33 protein-coding genes and 1 pseudogene are annotated in these 21,936 nt (G+C 34.7%); 30 read left to right on the forward strand and 4 right to left on the reverse strand.

The features are described from left to right. The first annotated feature begins 130 nt into the window (after positions 1 to 130). A complete protein-coding gene (locus BR72_RS21315; RefSeq protein ID WP_051957390.1) occupies positions 131 to 472 on the forward strand; it encodes a MerR family transcriptional regulator in 342 nt (113 codons plus the stop codon). Between the two features lie 48 nt (positions 473 to 520). Further along, entirely contained in the window at positions 521 to 1,855 is a 1,335-nt protein-coding gene (glnA, locus tag BR72_RS21320) for a type I glutamate--ammonia ligase (RefSeq protein ID WP_035436728.1), read from the forward strand. 120 nt (positions 1,856 to 1,975) lie between these two features. On the opposite strand, the gene BR72_RS21325 is transcribed toward glnA, so the two are convergent. Genes BR72_RS21325 through BR72_RS21335 form a run of 4 tightly spaced genes read right to left on the reverse strand, consistent with a single transcriptional unit; the run spans position 1,976 to position 4,197 of the window. Beyond that, on the reverse strand, positions 1,976 to 3,121 hold the full coding sequence (locus BR72_RS21325) for a tyrosine-type recombinase/integrase (RefSeq protein WP_035436730.1): 1,146 nt from the start codon (positions 3,119 to 3,121) through the stop codon (positions 1,976 to 1,978). A 38-nt stretch (positions 3,122 to 3,159) separates the two neighbouring features. Next, a complete protein-coding gene (locus BR72_RS26860) occupies positions 3,160 to 3,324 on the reverse strand; it encodes a hypothetical protein (protein ID WP_090995006.1) in 165 nt (54 codons plus the stop codon). Positions 3,325 to 3,329: 5 nt separating this feature from the next. Then, complete coding sequence (locus BR72_RS21330) at positions 3,330 to 3,767, reverse strand: ImmA/IrrE family metallo-endopeptidase (protein ID WP_035436732.1); 438 nt, start codon at positions 3,765 to 3,767, stop codon at positions 3,330 to 3,332. A 22-nt stretch (positions 3,768 to 3,789) separates the two neighbouring features. Next, positions 3,790 to 4,197: a helix-turn-helix domain-containing protein gene (locus tag BR72_RS21335; RefSeq protein ID WP_035436734.1), complete on the reverse strand. Its 408-nt coding sequence runs from the start codon at positions 4,195 to 4,197 to the stop codon at positions 3,790 to 3,792. Between the two features lie 280 nt (positions 4,198 to 4,477). Between BR72_RS21335 and BR72_RS21340 the strand changes: the two genes are divergently transcribed. The 28 genes and pseudogenes from BR72_RS21340 (at position 4,478) to BR72_RS21460 (ending at position 21,933) form a co-directional block, all read left to right on the forward strand. Then, positions 4,478 to 4,678, forward strand: coding sequence for a helix-turn-helix domain-containing protein (locus BR72_RS21340; protein ID WP_035436736.1), 201 nt, complete (start codon positions 4,478 to 4,480; stop codon positions 4,676 to 4,678). Then, entirely contained in the window at positions 4,675 to 5,373 is a 699-nt protein-coding gene (locus tag BR72_RS21345; RefSeq protein ID WP_035436739.1) for a Rha family transcriptional regulator, read from the forward strand. Before BR72_RS21340 ends, BR72_RS21345 begins: the two co-directional genes overlap by 4 nt. A gap of 18 nt (positions 5,374 to 5,391) precedes the next feature. Then, positions 5,392 to 5,667, forward strand: coding sequence for a group-specific protein (locus tag BR72_RS21350; protein ID WP_035436741.1), 276 nt, complete (start codon positions 5,392 to 5,394; stop codon positions 5,665 to 5,667). Then, on the forward strand, positions 5,664 to 5,825 hold the full coding sequence (locus tag BR72_RS26865; RefSeq protein WP_197059963.1) for a hypothetical protein: 162 nt from the start codon (positions 5,664 to 5,666) through the stop codon (positions 5,823 to 5,825). Before BR72_RS21350 ends, BR72_RS26865 begins: the two co-directional genes overlap by 4 nt. Beyond that, positions 5,815 to 6,132: a hypothetical protein gene (locus tag BR72_RS21355; protein WP_035436743.1), complete on the forward strand. Its 318-nt coding sequence runs from the start codon at positions 5,815 to 5,817 to the stop codon at positions 6,130 to 6,132. The genes BR72_RS26865 and BR72_RS21355 overlap by 11 nt, the downstream gene beginning before the upstream one ends. Before the next feature lie 72 nt (positions 6,133 to 6,204). Next, on the forward strand, positions 6,205 to 6,369 hold the full coding sequence (locus BR72_RS26870; protein ID WP_197059964.1) for a hypothetical protein: 165 nt from the start codon (positions 6,205 to 6,207) through the stop codon (positions 6,367 to 6,369). Positions 6,370 to 6,383: 14 nt separating this feature from the next. Next, on the forward strand, positions 6,384 to 6,866 hold the full coding sequence (locus tag BR72_RS21360) for a siphovirus Gp157 family protein (RefSeq protein WP_035436745.1): 483 nt from the start codon (positions 6,384 to 6,386) through the stop codon (positions 6,864 to 6,866). Then, positions 6,863 to 7,534, forward strand: a complete 672-nt coding sequence (locus tag BR72_RS21365; protein ID WP_035436748.1) for a Sak single strand annealing protein — start codon at positions 6,863 to 6,865, stop codon at positions 7,532 to 7,534. Before BR72_RS21360 ends, BR72_RS21365 begins: the two co-directional genes overlap by 4 nt. A 17-nt stretch (positions 7,535 to 7,551) precedes the next feature. Continuing rightward, a complete protein-coding gene (locus BR72_RS25995; RefSeq protein ID WP_081904962.1) occupies positions 7,552 to 8,427 on the forward strand; it encodes a conserved phage C-terminal domain-containing protein in 876 nt (291 codons plus the stop codon). Positions 8,428 to 8,542: 115 nt separating this feature from the next. Next, entirely contained in the window at positions 8,543 to 9,229 is a 687-nt protein-coding gene (locus BR72_RS21375; protein ID WP_231559747.1) for a P-loop NTPase family protein, read from the forward strand. 10 nt (positions 9,230 to 9,239) lie between these two features. Beyond that, positions 9,240 to 9,419 carry a hypothetical protein gene (locus tag BR72_RS21380; protein ID WP_035436754.1) on the forward strand — a complete coding sequence of 60 codons (180 nt, stop codon included), beginning with the start codon at positions 9,240 to 9,242 and terminating at the stop codon, positions 9,417 to 9,419. Continuing rightward, on the forward strand, positions 9,401 to 10,060 hold the full coding sequence (locus BR72_RS21385) for a hypothetical protein (protein WP_051957379.1): 660 nt from the start codon (positions 9,401 to 9,403) through the stop codon (positions 10,058 to 10,060). The genes BR72_RS21380 and BR72_RS21385 overlap by 19 nt, the downstream gene beginning before the upstream one ends. Positions 10,061 to 10,062: 2 nt before the next feature. Continuing rightward, complete coding sequence (gene fbpA, locus BR72_RS26000) at positions 10,063 to 10,185, forward strand: Fur-regulated basic protein FbpA (protein WP_081904964.1); 123 nt, start codon at positions 10,063 to 10,065, stop codon at positions 10,183 to 10,185. 83 nt (positions 10,186 to 10,268) lie between these two features. Continuing rightward, positions 10,269 to 10,841: a dUTP diphosphatase gene (locus BR72_RS21390; RefSeq protein ID WP_035436756.1), complete on the forward strand. Its 573-nt coding sequence runs from the start codon at positions 10,269 to 10,271 to the stop codon at positions 10,839 to 10,841. Between the two features lie 23 nt (positions 10,842 to 10,864). Further along, complete coding sequence (locus tag BR72_RS21395; RefSeq protein ID WP_035436759.1) at positions 10,865 to 11,335, forward strand: hypothetical protein; 471 nt, start codon at positions 10,865 to 10,867, stop codon at positions 11,333 to 11,335. A gap of 41 nt (positions 11,336 to 11,376) precedes the next feature. After that, positions 11,377 to 11,556, forward strand: a complete 180-nt coding sequence (locus BR72_RS21400) for a DUF6877 family protein (RefSeq protein ID WP_035436762.1) — start codon at positions 11,377 to 11,379, stop codon at positions 11,554 to 11,556. A 201-nt stretch (positions 11,557 to 11,757) separates the two neighbouring features. Continuing rightward, the gene (locus tag BR72_RS21405; protein WP_035436765.1) at positions 11,758 to 12,045 is read left to right on the forward strand and encodes a hypothetical protein; all 288 of its coding nucleotides are present in this window, start codon (positions 11,758 to 11,760) and stop codon (positions 12,043 to 12,045) included. Positions 12,046 to 12,049: 4 nt separating this feature from the next. Next, complete coding sequence (locus tag BR72_RS21410) at positions 12,050 to 12,424, forward strand: ArpU family transcriptional regulator (protein ID WP_035436768.1); 375 nt, start codon at positions 12,050 to 12,052, stop codon at positions 12,422 to 12,424. 122 nt (positions 12,425 to 12,546) lie between these two features. After that, a complete protein-coding gene (locus BR72_RS21415; protein ID WP_035436771.1) occupies positions 12,547 to 13,062 on the forward strand; it encodes a PH domain-containing protein in 516 nt (171 codons plus the stop codon). Positions 13,063 to 13,212: 150 nt separating this feature from the next. Then, positions 13,213 to 13,494 (forward strand): annotated as a pseudogene (locus tag BR72_RS21420) (hypothetical protein). 179 nt (positions 13,495 to 13,673) lie between these two features. Then, the gene (locus tag BR72_RS25080) at positions 13,674 to 14,843 is read left to right on the forward strand and encodes an AAA family ATPase (RefSeq protein ID WP_051957380.1); all 1,170 of its coding nucleotides are present in this window, start codon (positions 13,674 to 13,676) and stop codon (positions 14,841 to 14,843) included. After that, complete coding sequence (locus BR72_RS21430; protein WP_035436773.1) at positions 14,836 to 17,127, forward strand: S8 family peptidase; 2,292 nt, start codon at positions 14,836 to 14,838, stop codon at positions 17,125 to 17,127. The genes BR72_RS25080 and BR72_RS21430 overlap by 8 nt, the downstream gene beginning before the upstream one ends. A gap of 462 nt (positions 17,128 to 17,589) precedes the next feature. Beyond that, entirely contained in the window at positions 17,590 to 18,027 is a 438-nt protein-coding gene (locus BR72_RS21435) for an ArpU family phage packaging/lysis transcriptional regulator (RefSeq protein ID WP_035436775.1), read from the forward strand. Positions 18,028 to 19,047: 1,020 nt separating this feature from the next. Then, positions 19,048 to 19,176, forward strand: coding sequence for a hypothetical protein (locus BR72_RS27385; RefSeq protein WP_269320432.1), 129 nt, complete (start codon positions 19,048 to 19,050; stop codon positions 19,174 to 19,176). Positions 19,177 to 19,204: 28 nt separating this feature from the next. Further along, positions 19,205 to 19,468, forward strand: a complete 264-nt coding sequence (locus BR72_RS21445) for a hypothetical protein (RefSeq protein ID WP_035436780.1) — start codon at positions 19,205 to 19,207, stop codon at positions 19,466 to 19,468. After that, a complete protein-coding gene (locus BR72_RS21450; RefSeq protein WP_035436783.1) occupies positions 19,455 to 19,790 on the forward strand; it encodes an HNH endonuclease in 336 nt (111 codons plus the stop codon). Before BR72_RS21445 ends, BR72_RS21450 begins: the two co-directional genes overlap by 14 nt. Positions 19,791 to 19,951: 161 nt before the next feature. Then, positions 19,952 to 20,278, forward strand: a complete 327-nt coding sequence (locus tag BR72_RS21455; protein WP_442852851.1) for a P27 family phage terminase small subunit — start codon at positions 19,952 to 19,954, stop codon at positions 20,276 to 20,278. Then, positions 20,275 to 21,933 (forward strand): terminase TerL endonuclease subunit, encoded by a 1,659-nt coding sequence (locus tag BR72_RS21460; protein ID WP_035436789.1) that lies wholly within the window; start codon positions 20,275 to 20,277, stop codon positions 21,931 to 21,933. Before BR72_RS21455 ends, BR72_RS21460 begins: the two co-directional genes overlap by 4 nt. Positions 21,934 to 21,936 lie beyond the last annotated feature (3 nt).

Below are 21,936 nucleotides of genomic sequence, written 5' to 3' on the forward strand. Positions count from 1 at the left end.
TAGAAAAGCTAACATATGTTGACATGAAACATAACATAATATAAAATGAGAATCAAGTTAAGGCGAAGGGGGAACTGAAGTGACACAAAATGATCGACGTTCTGCTCCGCTGTTTCCGATAAGTATAGTTATGGACTTAACACAGTTATCTGCGCGTCAAATTCGTTACTATGAAGAACATAAATTGATTTCCCCAACCCGTACAAAAGGAAATCGTAGATTATTTTCATTTAACGACGTAGATAAATTGTTAGAGATTAAAGACTTGTTAGATCAAGGTTTAAACATGGCTGGTATTAAACAAGTACTATTAATGAAGGAAAATCAATCAGAAGTGATACAAGTAAGAGAAGAAGTAAAGGAAATTTCGAAATCAGAACTTCGTAAAATACTTCGAGATGAATTGCAACATACAGGCAGATTTAATCGAACATCTTTACGACAAGGTGATATTTCAAGGTTTTTTCATTAATGATTGATAATTTTGAAAATGTTTAGAGGGACTAAGGAGGAATTGAAAATGGCAAAGTACACAAAAGAAGATATTTTCCGCTTGGCGAAAGAAGAGAATGTAAAGTATATCCGTTTGCAATTTACGGATCTTTTAGGAAGTATTAAAAACGTAGAAATTCCAGTTAGTCAGTTAACAAAAGCTCTAGATAACAAAATGATGTTTGACGGATCTTCTATTGAAGGATTTGTTCGTATTGAAGAATCTGATATGTACTTATATCCAGACCTAGATACATGGGTAATCTTCCCATGGACTGCTGAAAAAGGGAAAGTAGCAAGATTAATTTGTGATATTTATAATGCAGACGGTACACCGTTTGAAGGTGATCCACGTAACAACTTAAAACGTATGTTAAAAGAAATGGAAGCACTAGGCTTCACTGATTTCAATCTTGGACCAGAGCCAGAGTTTTTCTTATTTAAAGTTGATGAAAAAGGAAATCCGACATTAGAATTAAATGATAATGGTGGATATTTTGACCTTGCTCCAATGGATTTAGGAGAAAACTGCCGTCGTGATATCGTTCTTGAACTAGAAGAAATGGGCTTTGAAATTGAAGCATCACACCATGAAGTTGCGCCAGGGCAACATGAAATTGACTTCAAATATGCAAGTGCAATTAAAGCATGTGACTATATTCAAACGTTTAAACTTGTTGTAAAAACAATTGCTCGTAAACACGGTTTACACGCAACATTTATGCCAAAACCACTATTTGGTGTAAACGGTTCAGGTATGCACTGTAACCTATCACTATTCAAAAATGATGAGAACGTATTCTACGATCAAAAAGGTGATCTGCAATTAAGTGATGATGCTCGCCACTTTATCGCAGGTATTTTAAAACATGCACCAAGCTTTACAGCTGTAACAAATCCAACTGTAAACTCTTATAAACGCTTAGTACCTGGATATGAAGCACCTTGTTACGTAGCTTGGTCTGCGCAAAATCGTAGCCCATTAATCCGTATCCCTGCATCTCGCGGTGTAAGTACGCGTGTAGAAGTACGTAGCGTTGACCCAGCTGCAAATCCATATTTAGCAATGGCTGTATTACTAGCAGCAGGTCTTGATGGAATTAAAAATAAACTAGCGGTACCCCCTGCGGTAGATCGCAACATTTATGTAATGACTCTAGAAGAACGTGAAAAAGCAGGCATTAATGATTTGCCAGCTACATTAGCACAAGCATTAAATGAACTAAAATCAAACGAAATTATTTGCGGTGCGTTAGGAGAACACTTACTTGAGCACTTTATCGAAGCTAAAGAAATTGAGTGGGATATGTTCCGTACGCAAGTCCATCAATGGGAACGCGATCAATATATGACTCTTTATTAAGAGCGGGAAGCCTTGATACTACTGGTATCGGGGCTTTTTTCTTTTTGTGGCTAAATCAATGTTAAAAGTTTTCGGAGAAAAACAGCCACAAAACAGCCGCAAAAAACCGGAAAAAATTTTTTAACCTAAAACATCATTCATATATGCTTCGAATTCAGCGATGGAATCTTTATTAATCTTGTCACTGATATGTGAATAAACATTCGAAGTAATTTCAATGTTTTTATGCCCTAAACGATCTTGAATGTATTTCATACTGGCACCAGATTCTAACAATAATACAGCGTGTGTATGTCGAAGGGAATGTATTTCTAATTTAGGTAAATCCGCTTTCTTAAGGATGCGAGAAAAAGCATTAAATAAAGTTGACTTTGGAAGAAATCTACCATCTACTCTCGTAAATACTAAATCCAATTCATGTTCATATTGTTCTTGCAAAACAAGTTTGTTTTCGTTTTGCCATTTCTTGTGGTTAAGTAAATCGTTAACCAGCGGTTTTGGTATCATAATGGTACGTCTAGAAGTAAATGTTTTTGTATCTCCGAAAAGATCTTCACCTTTTTTTACTGAAAAATCTAAGGTTTTGGTGATGCGGATTGTTTGTTCTTTAAAATCAATATCACTCCATTGTAATGCTGCAGCTTCACCTTTGCGCATACCCGTATTGATTAGTGTTTTGAAAAAGATATAATAGATATAGTTATATTGATAAGCGTTTTTTAGGAAAAGAGGGATGTCTTCAGTTCGCATATACTTGAGACCTTCCTCTTCTTTTTTGTTTTTATTAGAAATTACTACGTCTTCACAAGGGTTGTGCTCAATTTTTTTTAAACTAACCGCTTTCTTCATAGCGTTATGCATTGTACCATGGATAATTTCTACTGTACGTTTACTATAACCTTTATCAGTCAAGTAATTGATGAAATTTTGGTACATCATAGGTTTAATTTCTTTTAAGTTGATGTTTTTAAAATAAGGTATTAAATGTTTTTCAACATTGCGTTCATGTAGGATATAGGTGTTTTTTCTAACGTTGTTCGCTTTAAATAATTTTAACCAGTCACGAAGGAAATATTTTAATGACATAGGCGTGCTTTCAACCTCTAAACCATTTAATATTTTCTTTTCCTCTTCAGCAGCAGCAATCTGGGCCTCTTTTTTTGTTTTGAATCCACGTTTTGTTTTTTCTTTAAATTCCTGAGTATAAGGGTCTTTAAACTTGATACGATATTGCCAACCATTACTCACCTTTCTAAAACTAGCCATTATGTTATTGCTCCTTTCTTTAATGCAGAGTAGTTAGATCAATCATCTAACCACTCTATAGGTGTTTTCTTATATCCTGATATCTCAAATTTCATCTCTCCATCTATTTCATAAATTTTCTCGACAATAGGTACCATTTCAAATTCAGGATCTTTAGTCTTGGATGCCCTTTTTTCTCTTTCGACAGCTAAGTCAATAATCAAGTCCATCACCTCCCTTCAGAGAACGTATAGAATTCTAATAATTCAATTGGAATATTATTCTTATAGGCTATACATGCTTTTGTATCGCCTTGATTGATTGTCTTTTGGTCAATTAACAAAAGAGCAGCAAATGTATTAGCTTCAATTTCTAATCTATCCACAGACAAAAAAGTATTTTTTCGTAAGAATAGAGTATTTACTTCTTCATGAAGTACAGCGTGTCCTAATTCATGAGCGCAAACTGTTTTTTGCATTGTTTCTGATAAATTACTATTAATAGCGATAAATCTATTTCCTTTCTCACATCTATAAAAGCCATCAATTTCTTCATGTAAGTCATGAAAAAACACGTGGATGTTTAAGCAATCTGCAAGCTCAAAAGGGTTTTTAGTTTTATGTTTTTTGCAAAGTTGATTGACTGTGTTGTTTATAATGAATTTCAATATAATCCCTCCTGAATCTACATTAATTACCTTTATTGTTTTTTTCAGGAGCGTACTTTTTATTGATAACTTTAGTTTGACGAACAATATACTCCATTGCATCTAATAAAGAATCAACAGCTTCCTCGCTCATTGGTTCACCAGAAAACATAAGCCCCTGAGAATCTTTTAAATCACGTTTTATTTCTTCCATTCGTTTTTCGATATCTTTTTCGTCTTTAGATGTCATGTGCATTTGGTTTGTTCTTCCTAATAAGAAATCAGTTGTCACGTTAAAACGATCAGCAACTTTTTGTAGACGATCGGCAGAAGGGTATGCTTTGTCCCATTTTCTTATTGTTCCATTACCGAAATCTAATTCTTTTTCTAATCCCGATACTGATATATCGTGGCTTTTACACAAGTTTTTTATTGTCTCTACTATGCTCATCCTTATCACCTTTCAGGCTCACCAAAAAACAATAATTAGTCTACAAGCTAAAAAGTGTTGACTTTTAGTCTGTGGACTATTATTATTAGTTTGTAAGCTAATTTGTTAGCTAAAAAGGGCATGAAAATCCCGTTGAAAATACGGTTAGAATTAACGACGCTGGGGGGCGTGTGTAATTTTTAGATTTTTTAAACCTTTTATAGTTATAATTTAGCACACAGACTAATTATAGTCAATTAATTAGCGAAAATTTTCTCATTTGGAAGGTGTGATCATCAAGATGAAGTATTCGAATTTTGGTATTGAGGTAAGGAAAGTGTTGTTAGAACGGGATTTAACATTAACATCGTTAGCTTCTGAGCTAAAAATATCAGTTTCATATTTATCCGATATTTTAAAGGGTTCTCGAAAAGGAAAAAAACAAAAAGTGAGAATCATTGAAGTTTTAGGTTTGGAAATGTGTGAGGAGGATTTAAAATGACAGATCAATTAACAGTAGTAAATGAACAACCAACATTATCAATTATTAATCAAAACGGACAACTTTTGGTCGATAGCCGAGATGTTGCTGGAATGGTAGGTAAGGAACACAAGAACTTACTTAGAGATATTAAAGGGTACACTGAAATTTTGGACGGCTCAAAATTGAGCACTCCTAACTTTTTTATTAGTAGCACATACCGAAATAGTCAAAATAAGGAGCAACCTTGTTACCTCTTAACTCGTAAAGGATGCGACATGGTGGCTAATAAGTTAACTGGTGAAAAAGGCGTTCTATTTACAGCCACATATGTTACTCGTTTTGAAGAAATGGAAAACCAGTTGAGAAAACAGATAAACATTCCTAATGATCCATTCGGACAAATCGAACTCCTTGCAGCTGGTACAAGTAATTTAAACAAGCGAGTTTCTTCATTAGAACAGGTTGTTGAAGAACAATTAACAATCGATTATGGGCAGCAACGGGTAATGGAAAAAGCTAAGGCAAAACGTATTTACTTTCTATGGGAAAACGGACATGTAAATACTGAGGTCCATGACTCTACACGTAAGTTGTTCGGATTACTAGGTCGGAATTTAAAAGATGCCTTTGATGTTAATAGTTATCGTGACATTTTAAAGAAAGACTTTAATGAAGCACTGAACTTTATTAACGGATGGAGACCAATGATTTAATAGCGGAAGGTGAAAATGATGTTAAATATTCAAGTTGATGAGGCAGTTGTAAAGGAACTATGCGCTGAGGAAATTCAGAAAAAGGTAAAAGAGTACAATGCGGAGTTTACATTTTGGGATACAAAGGAGCTTAAAAAACGTGTTTGTATGTCATGGAATACTATCCAGGACCAGTTCTTTTATGACCCACGATTTCCAAAATTTAAGGTAGGTCAAAAATGGTACTTTCCAGCAAAGCAAGTGCAAGCGTTCTTATTAGAATGGGCGGAAGAAAGGATGGAAGGAACACAATGAATCTATCAATCAACTACAACAACGTAAAAGTAGCTGATTATCTCAAGCTATTAGTTCATTACAAACTACCAAACAAGAAGCAGCGTCGTCTTATTGAAAATCGGTTCGTGTGTATAAACGCTCTTGTGAAGAGTGGTGGTGAACAACATGGCAATTGAAAACCTGGTTCTTCCGGAAGATGCAGAGTTAGCAAAGTCATTGCGCAGCAAGAAAGAGAACTACATAAAGAATCAATTCTTGCTATCTCGTATCGCTAGTCAGAAAAATGCAGAGGGCAATACAAAAGAATTCTATGAAGCTTGCAAAGAGTATGAGGAGTGGGGCAACAAAGCAAAAGAATGTGATGAACAATTGGCAAAGCTTTTCTTCAAGAAGAAAGAATGTGATCGCGTTGAAATGGTTGCTAATCGAATGCGAGATGTAAATATTCCGGTACATATTATTGAGTATGTGTTAAATGCATAAAAAGACCCCTGTTGCAGCAGGAGTCCCTTACAAAAAAATATTCGCAGTCAGTATATCACATGAGGTGATTACATGAAAGAGTCATATGAAAATCAAGTGTTAAAAAAGCAGGTAGAAATCGCGGTAAAAAACTTAAAACGCATGTCTGATAAAGAAACGGACAAGTCAAAAAAGCTAGATATCGATTATGTCATTACCGTATTAATAAATAAACCATACGGCAGTATGCCATTTTAGGAGGATATGAAACTATGAAACTTTACGAATTAACAAGTAACTTCAACGAATTACAACAAAAGATTGAGGACGGAGTAGATCAAGAAGTCATTTATGATACATTGCAAGCAATTGATGAAGCAATCGACGACAAAATGCAAGGCGCAGCGTTATTAATTCGCAACATTGAAGCACAGGCGGAAGCTATTAAGGTGGAAGAAAAACGTTTAGGGGACCGTCGCAAAGCTTTTGAAAACAACGTAAAAAACATTAAAGATTACTTATACGGGCAAATGGTTGCTGTGGATAAAAGACGTGTTAAGGGGGCATTGATAACAGTAGGTATCCAAAAGAATCCAGCAAGTTTAGATATTGCAATTGATGCTGTTATCCCACCGGAGTACATGATTCCACAGGAGCCAAAAGTGGATAAAAAAGCATTACTTGCAGCGGTTAAAGATGGTATGCAATGGGATGGTATCACGTTAAAACAAGGTGAGAGCGTGAGAATCCGATGAGTGAACCCAAAAATTATTTTACAGAATTGGCGTCTATTGATGTCAGTAAACATGTTGAAAAGAAAGGGCGTTTCAGTTATTTAAGTTGGTCCTGGGCGGTAGACCAGCTATTAAAAAAATGTCCTGATGCAACTTGGCGAGTTGCTAGATTTGATGGATTGCCTTATCTAAAAACAGAGGTCGGCTACTTTGTAGAAGTTGAAGTGACAGTCAATAACATTACACGTTCGCAGATTCATCCAGTATTAGATAACTACAATAAACCAATTGCAACGCCTACATCATTTCAAATCAATACATCTATTCAGAGATGTTTAGCGAAGGCTATTGCATTACATGGGCTAGGATTATACATCTATTCCGGTGAAGATATTCCACAAGATGATGAGCCGAAACAAACTAGTAAACAACAAAGTATTGTTCCAGAAAAGGAGCAAGAAAGACAGGCACAAGTTGCTAATGAGCAACGAATACAAGCGATTCATGCACAAATTAGGGAGTTATCTGAAGTATACGATATGCCGTTTGAAGAAACGAAAACAACTGTAAAACAGTCATTAGGTATCCAAACATTTAAAGGAATTACAGTGCAGCAAGCATCAAATGTCCAAAGAACAATTACCTCATGGTTGAATGATGCAAAAGCAAATCAGCAAAAAGCACAATAGGTAGGTGATAGATAGAAATGGCTATTTTTAGACCTGTACAGACAGAATTTTGGACAGACGTGAAAGTTTCGGAGGACATGACACCAGAGGATAAACTATTCATGGTTTATCTTCTGACCAATCCTCACACTACACAGTTAGGTGTATATGAAATTACTCCTAAAATAATAGCTTTTGAGATTGGTTTTTCGGTTGAATCGGCAAGGGCATTACTTGATCGCTTTGAAAATCATCATAAGTTAATCAAGTATAACAAGGAAACACGTGAAATAGCTATTAAAAATTGGGGTAAGTATAACCTAACAAGAGGCGGAAAACCGATTGAAGATTGTCTTAAAAAAGAGATCGATAAGGTGAAAGACTTGTCTCTAATACAATTCATTTTAGAGAAAACAGAGAATGAAAAGTTAGTAGAGAAAATCAGTGTTTATGCAGGTTTTGACGATACGTCGACGATACGTGGTACGTCACGTGGACAAAAAGAAGAAGAAAAAGAAGAAGAAAAAGAAGAAGAAGAAAAAGAATATATTGCCGAGATAGTAAACTATCTCAACGATACGTGCGGTAGTAGTTACAGATCATCAACAAAGAAGACTCAATCATTTATTAAAGCTAGATTAGATGAAAAGTTTACTGTAGATGATTTTAAAAAGGTTATTGATGTAAAACATGCTGAATGGACTGGAACGTCACAGGCTAAATACTTAAGACCAGAAACATTATTCGGTACTAAGTTTGAAGGTTACTTACAGCAATGGGAGTTGTGGAAGAATGGAAAAACTCGGGGACATAATGCAAGGCCTTATGAAGCGAGCAGAGATTATGCACAAGAAGAAGCTAGAAGAGGAATCCAACCAGCAAATAACAGAGGATTTGCAAAGTCAGTCGGTTGATTGCGAAAGGTGCGGAGACAGAGGTTATACATTCGAAAAGCAGCCATCAGAGTTTTTGAAAGGTAAATATGTAGACGTTGCTATTGAGTGCGAATGCTTGGAACGTAAAAGCTTAATGACCCGTTTTAAAAATGCGATGATTCCGTCAGAGTTTGAGAATGCTCGGTTTGATAACTATGTAAGAGAAACAGCAGTACAGCAAACTTTGTACAATGCGATGATTGAATATTTGAAAATCTTTAATGATATACGAGATTCAAAGATAAATAGCATCGGATTTATTGCTGAGGTGGGAGAAACGAAATTAAAAAGTTTACCACCAGGAGAACGGAACAAGATGCGGCAAGCAAATAACTCATATGGGCTAGGTAAGACGCATTTACAAGTAGCGGCGGCTAAATACGCATTAAATCATTTTAAGGTCGTAGACGAGCATACAGGGCGTTTGCGTGGTATCCGAGTGTTATGTGTTCAAGATGTAAATATTATGGCTGAGATTCAAAATGTATCGTTCTTAAATGACAATAAGAAACGGCTGAATGAGATACTTCACGATTTATGTACATGCGACATTCTGATATGGGATGACCTAGCAAAATCGAAGTACAGCGAATTCAAAGAGGATATGTACTACAAGATTATAAATGAGCGGTATTTACGAAATCTATCAATCTGGTACACCAGCAATGAAGATTTAGACACGCTTGAAGACAAGATTGGATTTGCGGCAGCAGATCGGTTGTTCGGAATGAGTAAGAATTATTTATATCAAGTTAAGGGAACAAGTTATAGAACGGCATGAGGTGAAATAGATGAATACAATTCTAGAAAGTTTAAACGTTCACGTAACAAGCGTTAGTAGTTGGGGTATGGTATTTACACCATCCCCTTCACAAAACGCTCATACACGTGAGGAATACGTAAATACAACAGGCAAATGGATTGAGGAACAGTTAAGAAGGGTGGAAACGAAATGCAAACGACAGGATTAACACGCGGTGAAATTTTAGTAGGTATGCAAAAAGGTGATTTTAAACCTGGTCAAAGATTTAAAGAGGTATCTTCAAAAGGTATAGGAGCAATTGCTTGTATTGTAGACGATGAAAAAAATGAGACAGCGTTAATTTGGGAAGAAACAAAGCAATTTTTACAACTTAGAAATTGTTTAACGGAAGAATGGGATTTGTTGGAAGAATCATTGGAATTGGAAGAAGGAGAAATGTTTGTAGTAATTGATAATGGTGTGAAATGGTATGGAGTTTTAGAAAAGGAAACGAAAAATGTGTATAAAACAAGTATTGCATTAGTGGTACATGGGTACAAAGTCTATAAGGGTGGAACTTTTTGGAAGAGTTTTAAGGAGCGTAAATTCAGAAAAGCAACAGATGAAGAATTACAAGATTTTGAACGTTTCATGATGTTTCATAAGAAAGGTCGTAAGATGAATGAATTCCAACTAGGGGATATCGGTGAACGTGAGGACACTTTATATAAAGTGGTTATTCAGAGTGAAGATAACAAGTTTGAGGGTGTTATTGGCTGCGTGGCAATTAATGAAACTGATGCACCAGTGAAATACTTCTCAGCCAATAGTGTAGAACTTCAATTCTGTGTCGAGGACATGGTGGGGTAACTTTGTATCAACACATCATAGATCAATTGATTGATAGAGGTATTTATAAATCCAAGGACGGGCTTCGAAATTTGTTCGAATGCTCGTTTGAGGAGTTAGTAGAGTTATTGGAGGGAGAAGGTTGAAATTTAAAGGAGAAATGACATAGCTGGTTTTTAATCAGCTTGACGATGTTCATACTTAAATTTAGATTTGGAGTGAACCTATAATGATTCAGTTACATGTAATTACACCAGAAGAAAAGAAACAAACATTTGATATAAGCGAACTGTTTGAAATGCAAAAGGAATTGGACAAACGTATTGGGTATAAAGGAAACGACAAATTAGATATGCTATTCCGTGCATTGATTGTAGAGATCAGTGAGGCATGGAATGAAACAAGAGCATTTAAAATGTGGAGCACGGGCTTTGGTATTCCGAAGCAAGGGCTACTGGAAGAACTAATTGATGGATTTCACTTTCTTATGAATATCGCAATTGAGTTAGATAAGGGTACAGTTCGTCGTAAACTAGTTGAATCCCTTAGTATTCAGTCTGTGTTAAGAAAAGATGTGACGAATGTAAACATGTTATTTGAATGGTATTTACAAGACATATTAAAGGCAAAGCGTGCGTGGTGTCAGTATCGTGATTTAACTACAACAGTAGGACATTTACGCCGAGCATTTAGTGTTTTCTTCCGTTTATGTTACCTGTACGGGTACAAGTATGAGAATATTGTGAGGTCCTATAAAGAGAAGAACGCTGAGAACTTTGAAAGACAGGATAGCGGTTATTAAAAAGTAGATAGAAGGTGACGACAGTGAAGGCGGTATGTATAAATGCTGATGCTTCTACAGAGTTGCGATTAGAACAAGAGTATTTCGTCTTTCCGGCTAAACCGGATCACTGTTATGTCAGTCGATTCGATAACGTAAATGCACATTTCGGGTGTTATCAAGGTGAAAGATTTCGTGTTGTAGAAGAAGAGGAGTGGCCTAAAGAACCACAAGCGGAAATTCCTAGTCTTGATCAAGATATATTCTATCATGCTCAACTTATCTGGCGACAACAAGGGTATAAAAACAAACCCCTAAAGGAATACGTTATTCAGCCGAAAAAGACGCATTGCTTCTTTTGGCACGATGAGGAACAGAAGAAACCAGGCGGATGTTTTCCGTTACATTGGTTTACTAATTTTGTTCCAATCATTGAGCAGGAAGGGCATGAAGAAGCAGAAGAGCAACCAGTTAATTTATTAGAAAGAATGGATGGGCAACTTGCATTCTTTTAAAATGCTATACAATTTGATTTTTTAAGAAACGAGGGAGAAGAATGACATACCTGGAACAAATAAATAAGATAGCATCACAGTTACCATTGCCAGTATTGCAAGATATTAATCAACGTGTAGGCGACTGGATTGCAACTGGCGGAAATGAAAATGATCCGTATATAGGGCAGCAGTTACGATTTGCGGAAAACGTATTAAAAAGAGCAGCTGGCACACGCTAGCCGCTCGGATTAATTTAAGGCTGATTCCAAAAAAGTGACATACCAAAAAAATATAAAATTATTAAAAGGATAATTGCTATGAAAATAATCAAAGAAACTTTTTTCCATGAATTTTTCATCAATAGACCTCCTTTATGAATAATATTAACATCTATCTAAAATTTGAACAAAATAATCATTTTATAGAATGGAGATTTAAGTATGGGAAGAAGTCAACGAGATAAAGGAGCAAGACGTGAAAGAGAATTTGCTAGTTTAATAGGGGGTGAGCGTGTACCGCTATCTGGTGCAGTAGATGGGTATTCTAATGATGTAAAGGGATTAGGTCTTGAATGGGAAGTAAAGGCGAGAAAAGACGGATTCAAGACACTATACAATTGGTTAGAAGATGAACGGGAACAACCAGACGCATTAGCGATTAAGGCGGATAGAAAACCGTGGTTGGTAGTTATGCCGTTGGATACATTTTTGAAAATGGTGAAGGAGTGAGAGTATGTTGGATATTGCCCTACCTGTTCTTAATAAAGAGCAGACGAAAAAGAATGTGCTTCAGGCTTTGAAAAAGTATCACCTATTTTTATCAAGTATAGATGAAAGAGGTATAGAGTGTGTACAAATTGGTAAGGTGAACGGTATGAGTAAAACAGTTTTAGAACGGATTAACTATATTCATGAAATACGAAAAGGTGTAGAGAAGATGAATGTGTTGGATAAACAGCTCATTGAATTAGCCTATCTAGGGAAAGAGAAGCCTAGTTGGGTAAAGATGTGTAGGATATTAAATATGTCTCAGCCAGATTATTATAGGAAGAGGAATAAAGCGTTGTGTGAGTTGGCTTATAGGTTGGGAATAGAGGTAGAAGAATGAGAACCGCTTGCTGTAGCGGTTTTTATTTATTTATTATTTATTTATATGATATAAATTCTTTCTTAATTTAGTTTCGCATATTATTATGGGAATAAAAGTATACGAGGGGGAATTGGAAGCCAATGGGGACAATTTTTATTATTTTGGGATTGGGTGTAGTGTGTATCATATTATTCTTAATGATGAGCAATTATGATATGAATAAATTAGATGTGTTTAAGCAAGAAAACCCTGTGATGTATGAAAAATATAAGGGAGCTTTCGATTCTCAGCCGGGGGATTTTTCAATGGTAAAACTGTCTGTTGAATCGGTTGAATCCCGACTATTACCTGAGGAAACAATTTGTTATTCATTTGCCCAACCAAGATATCAAAATAAGGACATGAACGTTTACATTCTGACAGACAAACGATACATATATTACGGTATTAGATTAACTAAAAAGGCTTTTAAATCTATCCCTTATAATAAAATAGAGAGTGTTGATGTTAAAGAAAAGGCACTGATTACAGAATTAGAAGTGAAATCTAAAGAAGAGAAAATTGATGTGTTTTTTGGATCCTATCATAAGAAATGTTTTGATGAGTTCTATATATTTTTAACAGAGAAACAATTAAATCCTGATCTCGGGAGTTAGGCATTAATAATTTGTTACTAATTGTATACACGTCGAAAAAAGACTACATGATTTTGTAGTCTTTTTTTGTTGGAAGCTAATATTGAATTGTACCTTTTCATTCATTGCTATACTTATTAAATATCAATTTTTTAAGGAGTCAATGTTAATATGGAACAGATTGTAAGAGAACTATATTCTTCAAGTAAACTATATAAAGTTCAAATAATAAAACGAAAAGATGGTTTGTGTACAATGGAAGTTTATAAGTGGATGGAGGATTGCGGATATGAGATTTGGAGTGCTACATCTTAAGGAGTGACTTTAATTGACGATGAAGAACATCCACAAAGGATAGCTATAGAGCAATTGAAAATGTATTCGAGTGAAATTTTTGAAGTTCATATAATAAAAGTGAATTGTAGAAGGGAGAATCATAAGCTATTGCTGTAATAAAAAGATTCTTACACATATCCTTATGTTTTGTATAGTTAAATATAATGACAAAATAAAAATTCAAATAAGAATATCCCGGAATTCTACTTTTTAACATAATGTGGACAAAAATATGGTATAATCCTTTTAAAATATGGATACTAATTTGTTTATACAGTATTCAAAGGAGCGTTTTTATGTCCAAAAGTAATTATATTATTAGCATGATTCATTCATTCGCGACAGAAGATTATGAAGGTTTTGTAAATGATTGTTATGATTTGATAAAGTTCGAAGAAACAAAAGGAAATTTTAAAATAGCTATGAAAATGAGAGAAGCTCTAGAAAAACCAAGCCCAAAACCCAGTAAAATAGCCCCAACTTCTTTAACTTTAGAGCCAATAAACAAATTTCAAATAAATAAATCTATTTCAAATCTCAGTTCGAAAAATGATGATGATAATTTTTTCGAATTAAGAAAATCGGCTATAAAATTAGAGCAAGTTATTTTAGGAGATAACGTATTAGATTCTATTAGGAATATTATTAGCCAGTGGAAGAATAAAGAGAAGCTTGCGAAATTTAATTTAGTACCTCAAAGTAAAGTATTATTTTATGGACTTCCGGGTACGGGGAAAACTTTTACGGCTTATGCAATAGCTAACGAATTAAATCTAGAAGTAGTATATATTAATTTTGATTCAGTAGTTTCTTCATTTTTGGGCAAAACAGGATCGAACTTAGGGAAGATTTTTAAGTTTGCGAATAGTCGTCCGTGCCTATTATTAATTGATGAATTAGATGCTATTGGAAAAATGAGAGATGATAATCGAGAACTAGGTGAGTTAAAAAGAATTGTGATTTCTCTTTTGCAAAATTTGGATAACCTTTCTTCTCAATCGCTTGTTATAGCTTGTACTAATCATGAGAAATTATTAGATAAAGCTTTATGGAGGCGGTTTGACGGCATAATTGAGTTTAAACTTCCTTCTCAAAAGGAACGGATTATAGTTATAGAAAATACTCTAATCAAAAGCAAAATAAAATTAGATAATGGATGGATAAAAAGTATAGGAGAAATTACAGAGCGCTTCTCACCTGCTAATATTATTAAAGGTGTAGAGAATGGAATTAGAAGATGGGTTATTGAAGCTGATAAAGAAATACGAGTATACCCACTAATTGTTGAAGAAATATTAAAATTGTTAGATTTAGAAGGATTATCTTTACAGAAAAAAGTTGAAATTTCGAGGAAATTACGAGATGAAAGTAGGATTTTCACTTTAGCATATCTAAGTAATATTATGGATATTCCAAAATCAACTCTTCATAAGAAATTGAAAGGTGATGTAGAGCATAATGAATGAAAATCGAGGGAGTAGCGGAAGACCACATCTTAGAATTAATCCAGATAGTGTAAGCAGAAATCCAACTAATTTTGGTGGAGGAGGATCTACATACAGACGAGCAGATTATTATACTCATGGGCAGTATTTAATTGGTAATATACAACAGGTTATTCAATATCAAAACGCAAGTGAAGATATTGTTAAAGATAGGGCGTTTATAGAGGTTCATTTAGCAGATAAAGAAAAATTAAAAGATAGATATAATAACTTAAAGGAAAATTCGCGAATACACATTTTGGATATGATTAGTGATTCTGTTGGATATGGTGTAATTAAGACTCAAGATATTGGGGTTTTACAAGAAAGATTAGATGTATATGCTACAACAGAGGAACATAGTGGTAAGAGTTATTTTTCTTTTTTAGAAGAAATTAAAGTCGTTAATCCATTAGATAAGGTTTCAAATGAAATTAGGGACATTATTGAGGGGGAGCCAGAGAGACAACTTAAGGTAGTTATTGAATCATTTTCAGATTTACCAGAAGAGATTCAAAGTTATGGTTTCCTAGAACAAATTAGAAGTGTGATAAACGCAGAAGAAAACATAGTAGATTCATATAATCATTCTAATGGATCTGTCATAATTGAAGCTGATTTAAAAGCTAATACTGTGCTTACTATAGTACAAAAGTTTAGTTCTGTTCGGCTTGTAGAAGCAAATTGGCAGATTGCGCTATCTACGATTCAAAATAGACCCACCGAATTGAATGATTTGAGAGTAAACGATTCTACAGGTAATGCGGTGGTCTGTATATTTGATACAGGTGTTTCTGAGAACAATCAATTGATTAGCCCGTATACTATCAATAATATGGATGGTTTAATCGCGAATCAATATGATACCCGTCATGGTACTTTTGTGGCCAGTCGCGTTGTTTTTCGAGACAATATTGAAGGAGACCTAGAAAGAGGACAATTAACTGCATTTGCAAAAGTTTTAGATGTTCGTGTTTTTGGTAAGGATGAGCAAGGAAATAGTATGGATTTCACAAATAGTGAGCTTATTAGAGAGATTCGTAGAATAGTAGGGAGATACTATAGGAATGTTAAGGTATACAATTTGTCCATAGGGCTAGTAGACCCAATTACAGGAGGGACTACTCTAAGTGACGTACAAGTTAGTACCTTAGCAGAAGAACTTGATATTTTAAGTAGAACATATGGTGTTCTATTTGTAGTTTCAGCTGGTAATATAGATAGTGCATATTTATATAGGTACTTAAGAGCACATGGATATCCAGGCCACTTTGCATTTGATGAAACAAGAATTTTACCTCCTGGAGAATCTTTTCTTTCTCTTTGTGTAGGGTCAATAGTAAAAAAGAATAGCACAGGTTCATTAGGTGAAATTAATCATCCTTCACCATTCTCTAGAAGAGGACCAGGGTTTAATAATAGCTTGAAACCGGATATAGTGGCGGATGGTGGAAATGTTACTCAGTCGGGCGAGAGTGATCCATCTATTCAAGCAGTGGCAATGAGTACAGTAGATCAACATATTACTTATGGATCTGGTACAAGTTATGCAGCACCAATTATTGCTTCTTATGCTGCGGAATTGTTTGATAAAATACCAGGTGCGTCACATAATTTAGTAAAGGGACTTTTAATTCATTTTTCTGATATCCCACAGGAGTCATATAATTATCCGAGAGAAAATGTAAGGGAACATTTAGGATTCGGTATTCCTAACATACAGCAATGCATGGAGTCTTTAAGGAGTAGAGCGACATATGTTCATGAGGGGACATTAACTCAACAAACATATTATGAAATACCTTTTTGGGTTCCTAGTATTCTTACAGAAAATATTCCTGGAAAAGGGCGAGATAAAGTAAGAGTTAGAGTAACTATTGTGTGGGATCCAAAGGTAGATAGAAGAAAGCAAAGTGATTATGTATTAGTACATATAAATGCTAATTTATATAAAAAGAATGGTGAAGGAGAGAAAATTCAAGTTCAAACGGGGATAGGTGGTTTAGAAGGCCAATCATATAAAGAAAAATATCATCCTGTGATTCGGCTAGAAAAACAATTCCAAAGATCCTCCGTAGACTCTGGTCTATGGTATGTTGAATTGAGAATGTCTCATAGATGGGACATTCCTGAGGATTATGAACAAGACTTTGCGGTTGTAATTTCAGTGGAGGACCCCAAGGATGAATTAGATGTGTATGAGGCTATAAGAGATGAAGTTGGGGTTCGATATTCTGAGATGGTTGAGATTGAAGCGGATGTTTAAAGGTCTTGGATGCTATAATTATCAAAAAGAAATCACCTAATTAGGTGATTTCTTTTTGATAAAAAATTGATAAAAAATATTATAAATATTCTTGTATCATAAGCAGTGTAATAAGAACTGCCACGGAAATGGTACTGTATGTCGTTTCTAGATTTCTCTAAACGTCTCGGGCTAGAGCAATTAATTATAGTTTACTCACGAATAAACGTAAGTAAGGGTCTGTCCAACGAGGGAGAGGGTTACACCTCTCTTTGAGCCGATGATTCTCTTCTAAAGCACGGACACTTCTCATTTTGTTAGAATTATGTCTCGTCGGTTCAAAGAGGTGTGAGTTACTTCAATTTCTCCTCTCTTAAACAAAAATATGGGTTACGCTGATTGATTAAATCGTCTATTAAAAAAAGCAACGTTAATGCGTTGCTTTTTTACTTTATATACAATACGCATTTGGAGGTCATACATATGAATGAATCAACATTGAATTTAGATATGAAAGAATTAGATGGAACGGAATCAGCAAAGAAAGCAATGCGTGCTTTAAGAAAGTATCGTATGTACATGCTATCTGTTGATGATGAGTATCTGCCAAAGATAACGCCGACGTATTCACTTACACCTCCAAGTAATACAAATCAATTTCATTCCTCAACCGAAAATGTGATTGAGTTTGTAGATAGTGAACGAGAAAAACAACAATACATGACTCTTATTTGGAAGGGCATTAATCGTTTATCAGCGGAATCTAGGAAATTGATTATTGAGAAGTTTATGGGGCGAGATGAGTTATATGATTTCGAGGTATACAACAGTATGGGAATCAGCAAACCAAACTTTGATCGTAAGAAACGTAAAACATTAGTAGATTTAGCGTGTGCATTGAAGATTGAGGAATATAAATGATACCTTTTTGATGCGTTTATGATGCGTCGCGATGGAATAAGACTGTTAATATAGTAGTATAGATGATTTGACGAAAGAGCAATTGTGTATGATTGCTCTTTTTATTATGTAAAAAAGGTCTCAGCTTATCTGCTTAAGACCCTTACAAAAAACCAGAGGATACCTCCGAGTATAAGTATCATAACGAACATGTTAATTGCGTGTCCAATAAAATATAATCCAGCAAATAAAAAAGAAACTCCGAAAATCAATAAAAGAATTCTAAGCCAACGGGCGTATTCTTCGCTTGTAGATATAGCAACCATAATAGGAACTATAGCTAAGATAATCCAGATTATCCCGTTTAATAGAAATAACAAAATCGATTTCCAAAATGTAGAGTTTTCTTCGAAATAGTAACCGGTTAATAGTTTAAAGGATTCGATAGGTTCTGAAGCAGTTGGAATAGCGTTAATAAGATCCATAATTATTATACTAAATGTGATGTTTAGGGCTAATAGGAAGAAATAAAGTAGGATATTTTCGAATAAGAAACTTGCGCAGCGTATTGTTACACTACTAATAGTTCGCAGCATTGCATCACTCCTTATATTTTTTGTATGAATTCGAGGGATTTAATTCAAATTCCTTCTTTTTTTGTTTAATTTTGTATTTAATTGTTGGTTATTAATAGATTGAAATTAAAGGAGAGCGAGATAAGGATGACGTGGTTAGATTTCTTTATCGGTTATAGTCTAGGTACAATCATTAGTTTAATCATTATGATTCAATTTCTTAAAGCAAAAGAAGTAGATAAACGGGATACAAGATTTTAGATTATTACCTTATTGAATAAATTAAAGTATCTAATACGGGTACTTTGTTTCACATTTTGAGAAGGACAGGCATATATTTGAGTATAGGACAAGCTAACTGCTATCCTATTCAATAATCGTCTCCGAACACTCTTTCACATTGAGAGCATCCAATGGACTGGGTGCTCCTTTTTATTGTGTAAAAATTACATAGGTGGTGTAGAGAATGTGTGAACATAAATATCAAGTGTTAAATAGTAATGTCACTACTTTTTATTCTGATGATAAACAATTCATTAAACAAGTATCTGCTACTTTCTATTGTGAGAATTGTCTTGACATTCAACATCGTTAGAAGCGGATTGATACGGGAGTGAGCGTAGATGGATAATGTTTTAAACGGAAAGACTACTTTACTTAGTCTTTTACCTATCGATAAGAAAGCATATAACAAATACCTTAAACCTCATGAGAAAGCGTACAGGAAGGCTGGAATTGATGTTAATCGATTCAAGTATTACAAACTGTATGGACAGGAGCCTATGCTTTACTCAATAGAATATCTCACACAAACACCAATAAAAGGTTTATTGGAAAGAGATAGAGGGAATCAATTACGTTGGGTAAAGACAAATGAAAGAATATAAAACCAAACAACAGAAGAGAAAGTTCTATGATAGTGGTGAGTGGAAACAGTTACGAGAACAAGTGAAGAAGCGAGACAACTATGAGTGTCAAGAATGTAAACGCAATGGTCGAGTCCAAACTGATACCAATGAATACAGTGAGAGCGCCAAGCGTAAGAAGATACAGATAGTTGTCCATCATATCAAAGAGCTTGAACATCATCCAGAGCTTGCGCTTGATATCGATAACCTTGAAACAGTCTGTGTGGATTGTCATAACAAAGAACACGGAAGAACGTTCGAAAAGAAACAGAATAAATGGGAACACGATGAGAAGTGGTAGAAAAATATTTTCAAATACACCCCCCGGTCAAAAACTTTGGCTTTTTTCGATGAGCTGGGCACCGGGGAGGGGGTCGATTTTCCAAATTCACGAGCATTTTCGCGCGTTATATTAAATTGGGAACTACTGTAAATTAGGAAGGAGGGGATATAGTGGCTACAATGAACCGAGAATCATTGAGGAAACAAATTGAAAAGGATTTATGCACTCAATTAAAAAAGAAAAAAATCATCGGATATCATTATGAAGACTTAGTTCAAGACTACTTATCATTGTGGGATTTGAAGTGTGATCTTATCGATGATATTCAAGATACAGGAATAAAAGTATCTGGTATGCATGGCCCAAAATCCAATCCTTCTATCAATGATTTACATAAAACCAATGACCGAATGATAAAAATTTTAGGCGCGCTTGGTTTGGAAGCATCCGCTGAAGTAAGTAATGTTCCTCAAAAAACTACGCGCTCAGTTAAAGATTTAACATGATTCAAAATCAATACGTTGATGAATATATTGAAATGTATCGGACAGGGAAAATTAAGCTAAATAAAGAGCGCATAATGCTAATGGAGTACCTGGAGAAATACATTTTAATACGTGATGATTTGTATTTCGATAATGAAATGCATGAGGACTATATAAAATTCACTGAGAAATGGTATTTTGAATTGCAGCCATTTCAAAAATTCCTAACAGCATTTGTCTTTCTTTTTTATAAAGAAGATGATTCTGTTTTTTACGAGCAATTTTTAATTATGATGGCTCGTGGTGGTGGTAAAAATGGTTTGATTTCATCTTTATGCCATTTCTTTATTAGTCCACTACACGGAATAGATCGCTACAATGTTTCGATTGTGGCCAACAACGAGAAGCAAGCAAAAGTTTCTTTTCGTGAAGTATATGATGCAATTGAAGGTAAAGAAGTATTAGAAGACATGTTTTATCGTACTAAGGTTGAAATCCTTGGTAATGATACAAAAAGCGTTATGCAATATCATACATCTAATGCGAGTTCTAAAGATGGACTTCGTGATGGATGTGTTATTTACGATGAAATACATCGATATGAAAACTTTGATGTAGTAAATGTATTCTCTAGTGGACTTGGAAAAGTGCCAAATGCTAGAGAATTTTTTATTGGTACAGATGGTTTTGTTCGGGATGGATTCTTAGACAAGACGAAAGAGCGAGCAATGAACATTCTAAAAGGAAAGGATTTAGAGGATCCATTGTTTCCTTTTATTTGTAAGATTGATGATCCAGAAGAAATTGATAATCCTGATGTGTGGGAAAAAGCTAATCCGATGTTTAGTGAACCAAGAAGCTCATATGCTAAAGGGTTATTTAAAAAGGTATTAACTCAATATAAACAGTTAGCAAACAATCCATCTAATCGGGAAGAATTCATAACAAAACGTATGAACTATCCAGAAACAGATTTAACAAAGTCTGTAGCTTCATGGGAAGAAATAATGCGTACTGGTTTTGAAGAAGATGGAGAAACACTTAGAGAAATTCCAGATTTAAGACATAAAACAGCTGTGGGCGGCCTCGACTTCGCCAGCATCAAAGACTTCGCATCGGTCGGCTTACTGTTTAAACAGGGTGAAAATTACATTTGGAAAACTCATTCTTTTGTCCGTAAAGGATTCTTGGACAAAGTTAAATTAAAAGCTCCTATCCAGGAATGGGAAGAACAAGGATTGCTCACTATTCTAGATGAACCAGTTATTAATATCTCTCACATTGTAGATTGGTTTGTAAAAATGCGTGAGATATATGGGTTTAATACAATAGTAGCCGATACATTCCGTCTTGATCTTGTTAAAACAGCACTTGAAGCTGAAGGTTTCATATTGCTATATATTCGTAATCCAAAAGCAATTCATTCTTTGTTAGCACCAAGGGTCGAAACGTTATTTGCTAATAACCGTATTATTTTTGGAGATAATCCATTAATGCGTTGGTACACCAACAACGTCTACGTCCACATCAAAAAAGACGGTAACAAAGAATATCTGAAGAAAGATGAATTCAAAAGGAAAACGGATGGATTCCAAGCCTTTATTCATGCTCTATGGCAAGCGGATAATATTCTTGAAGATGAAGTTGATTTCATCATAGGCGATATTAAATTCTAGTAA

The sequence above is a fragment of the Bacillus sp. UNC322MFChir4.1 genome (genome assembly GCF_000746135.1).
GTDB lineage: Bacteria > Bacillota > Bacilli > Bacillales > Bacillaceae_G > Bacillus_A.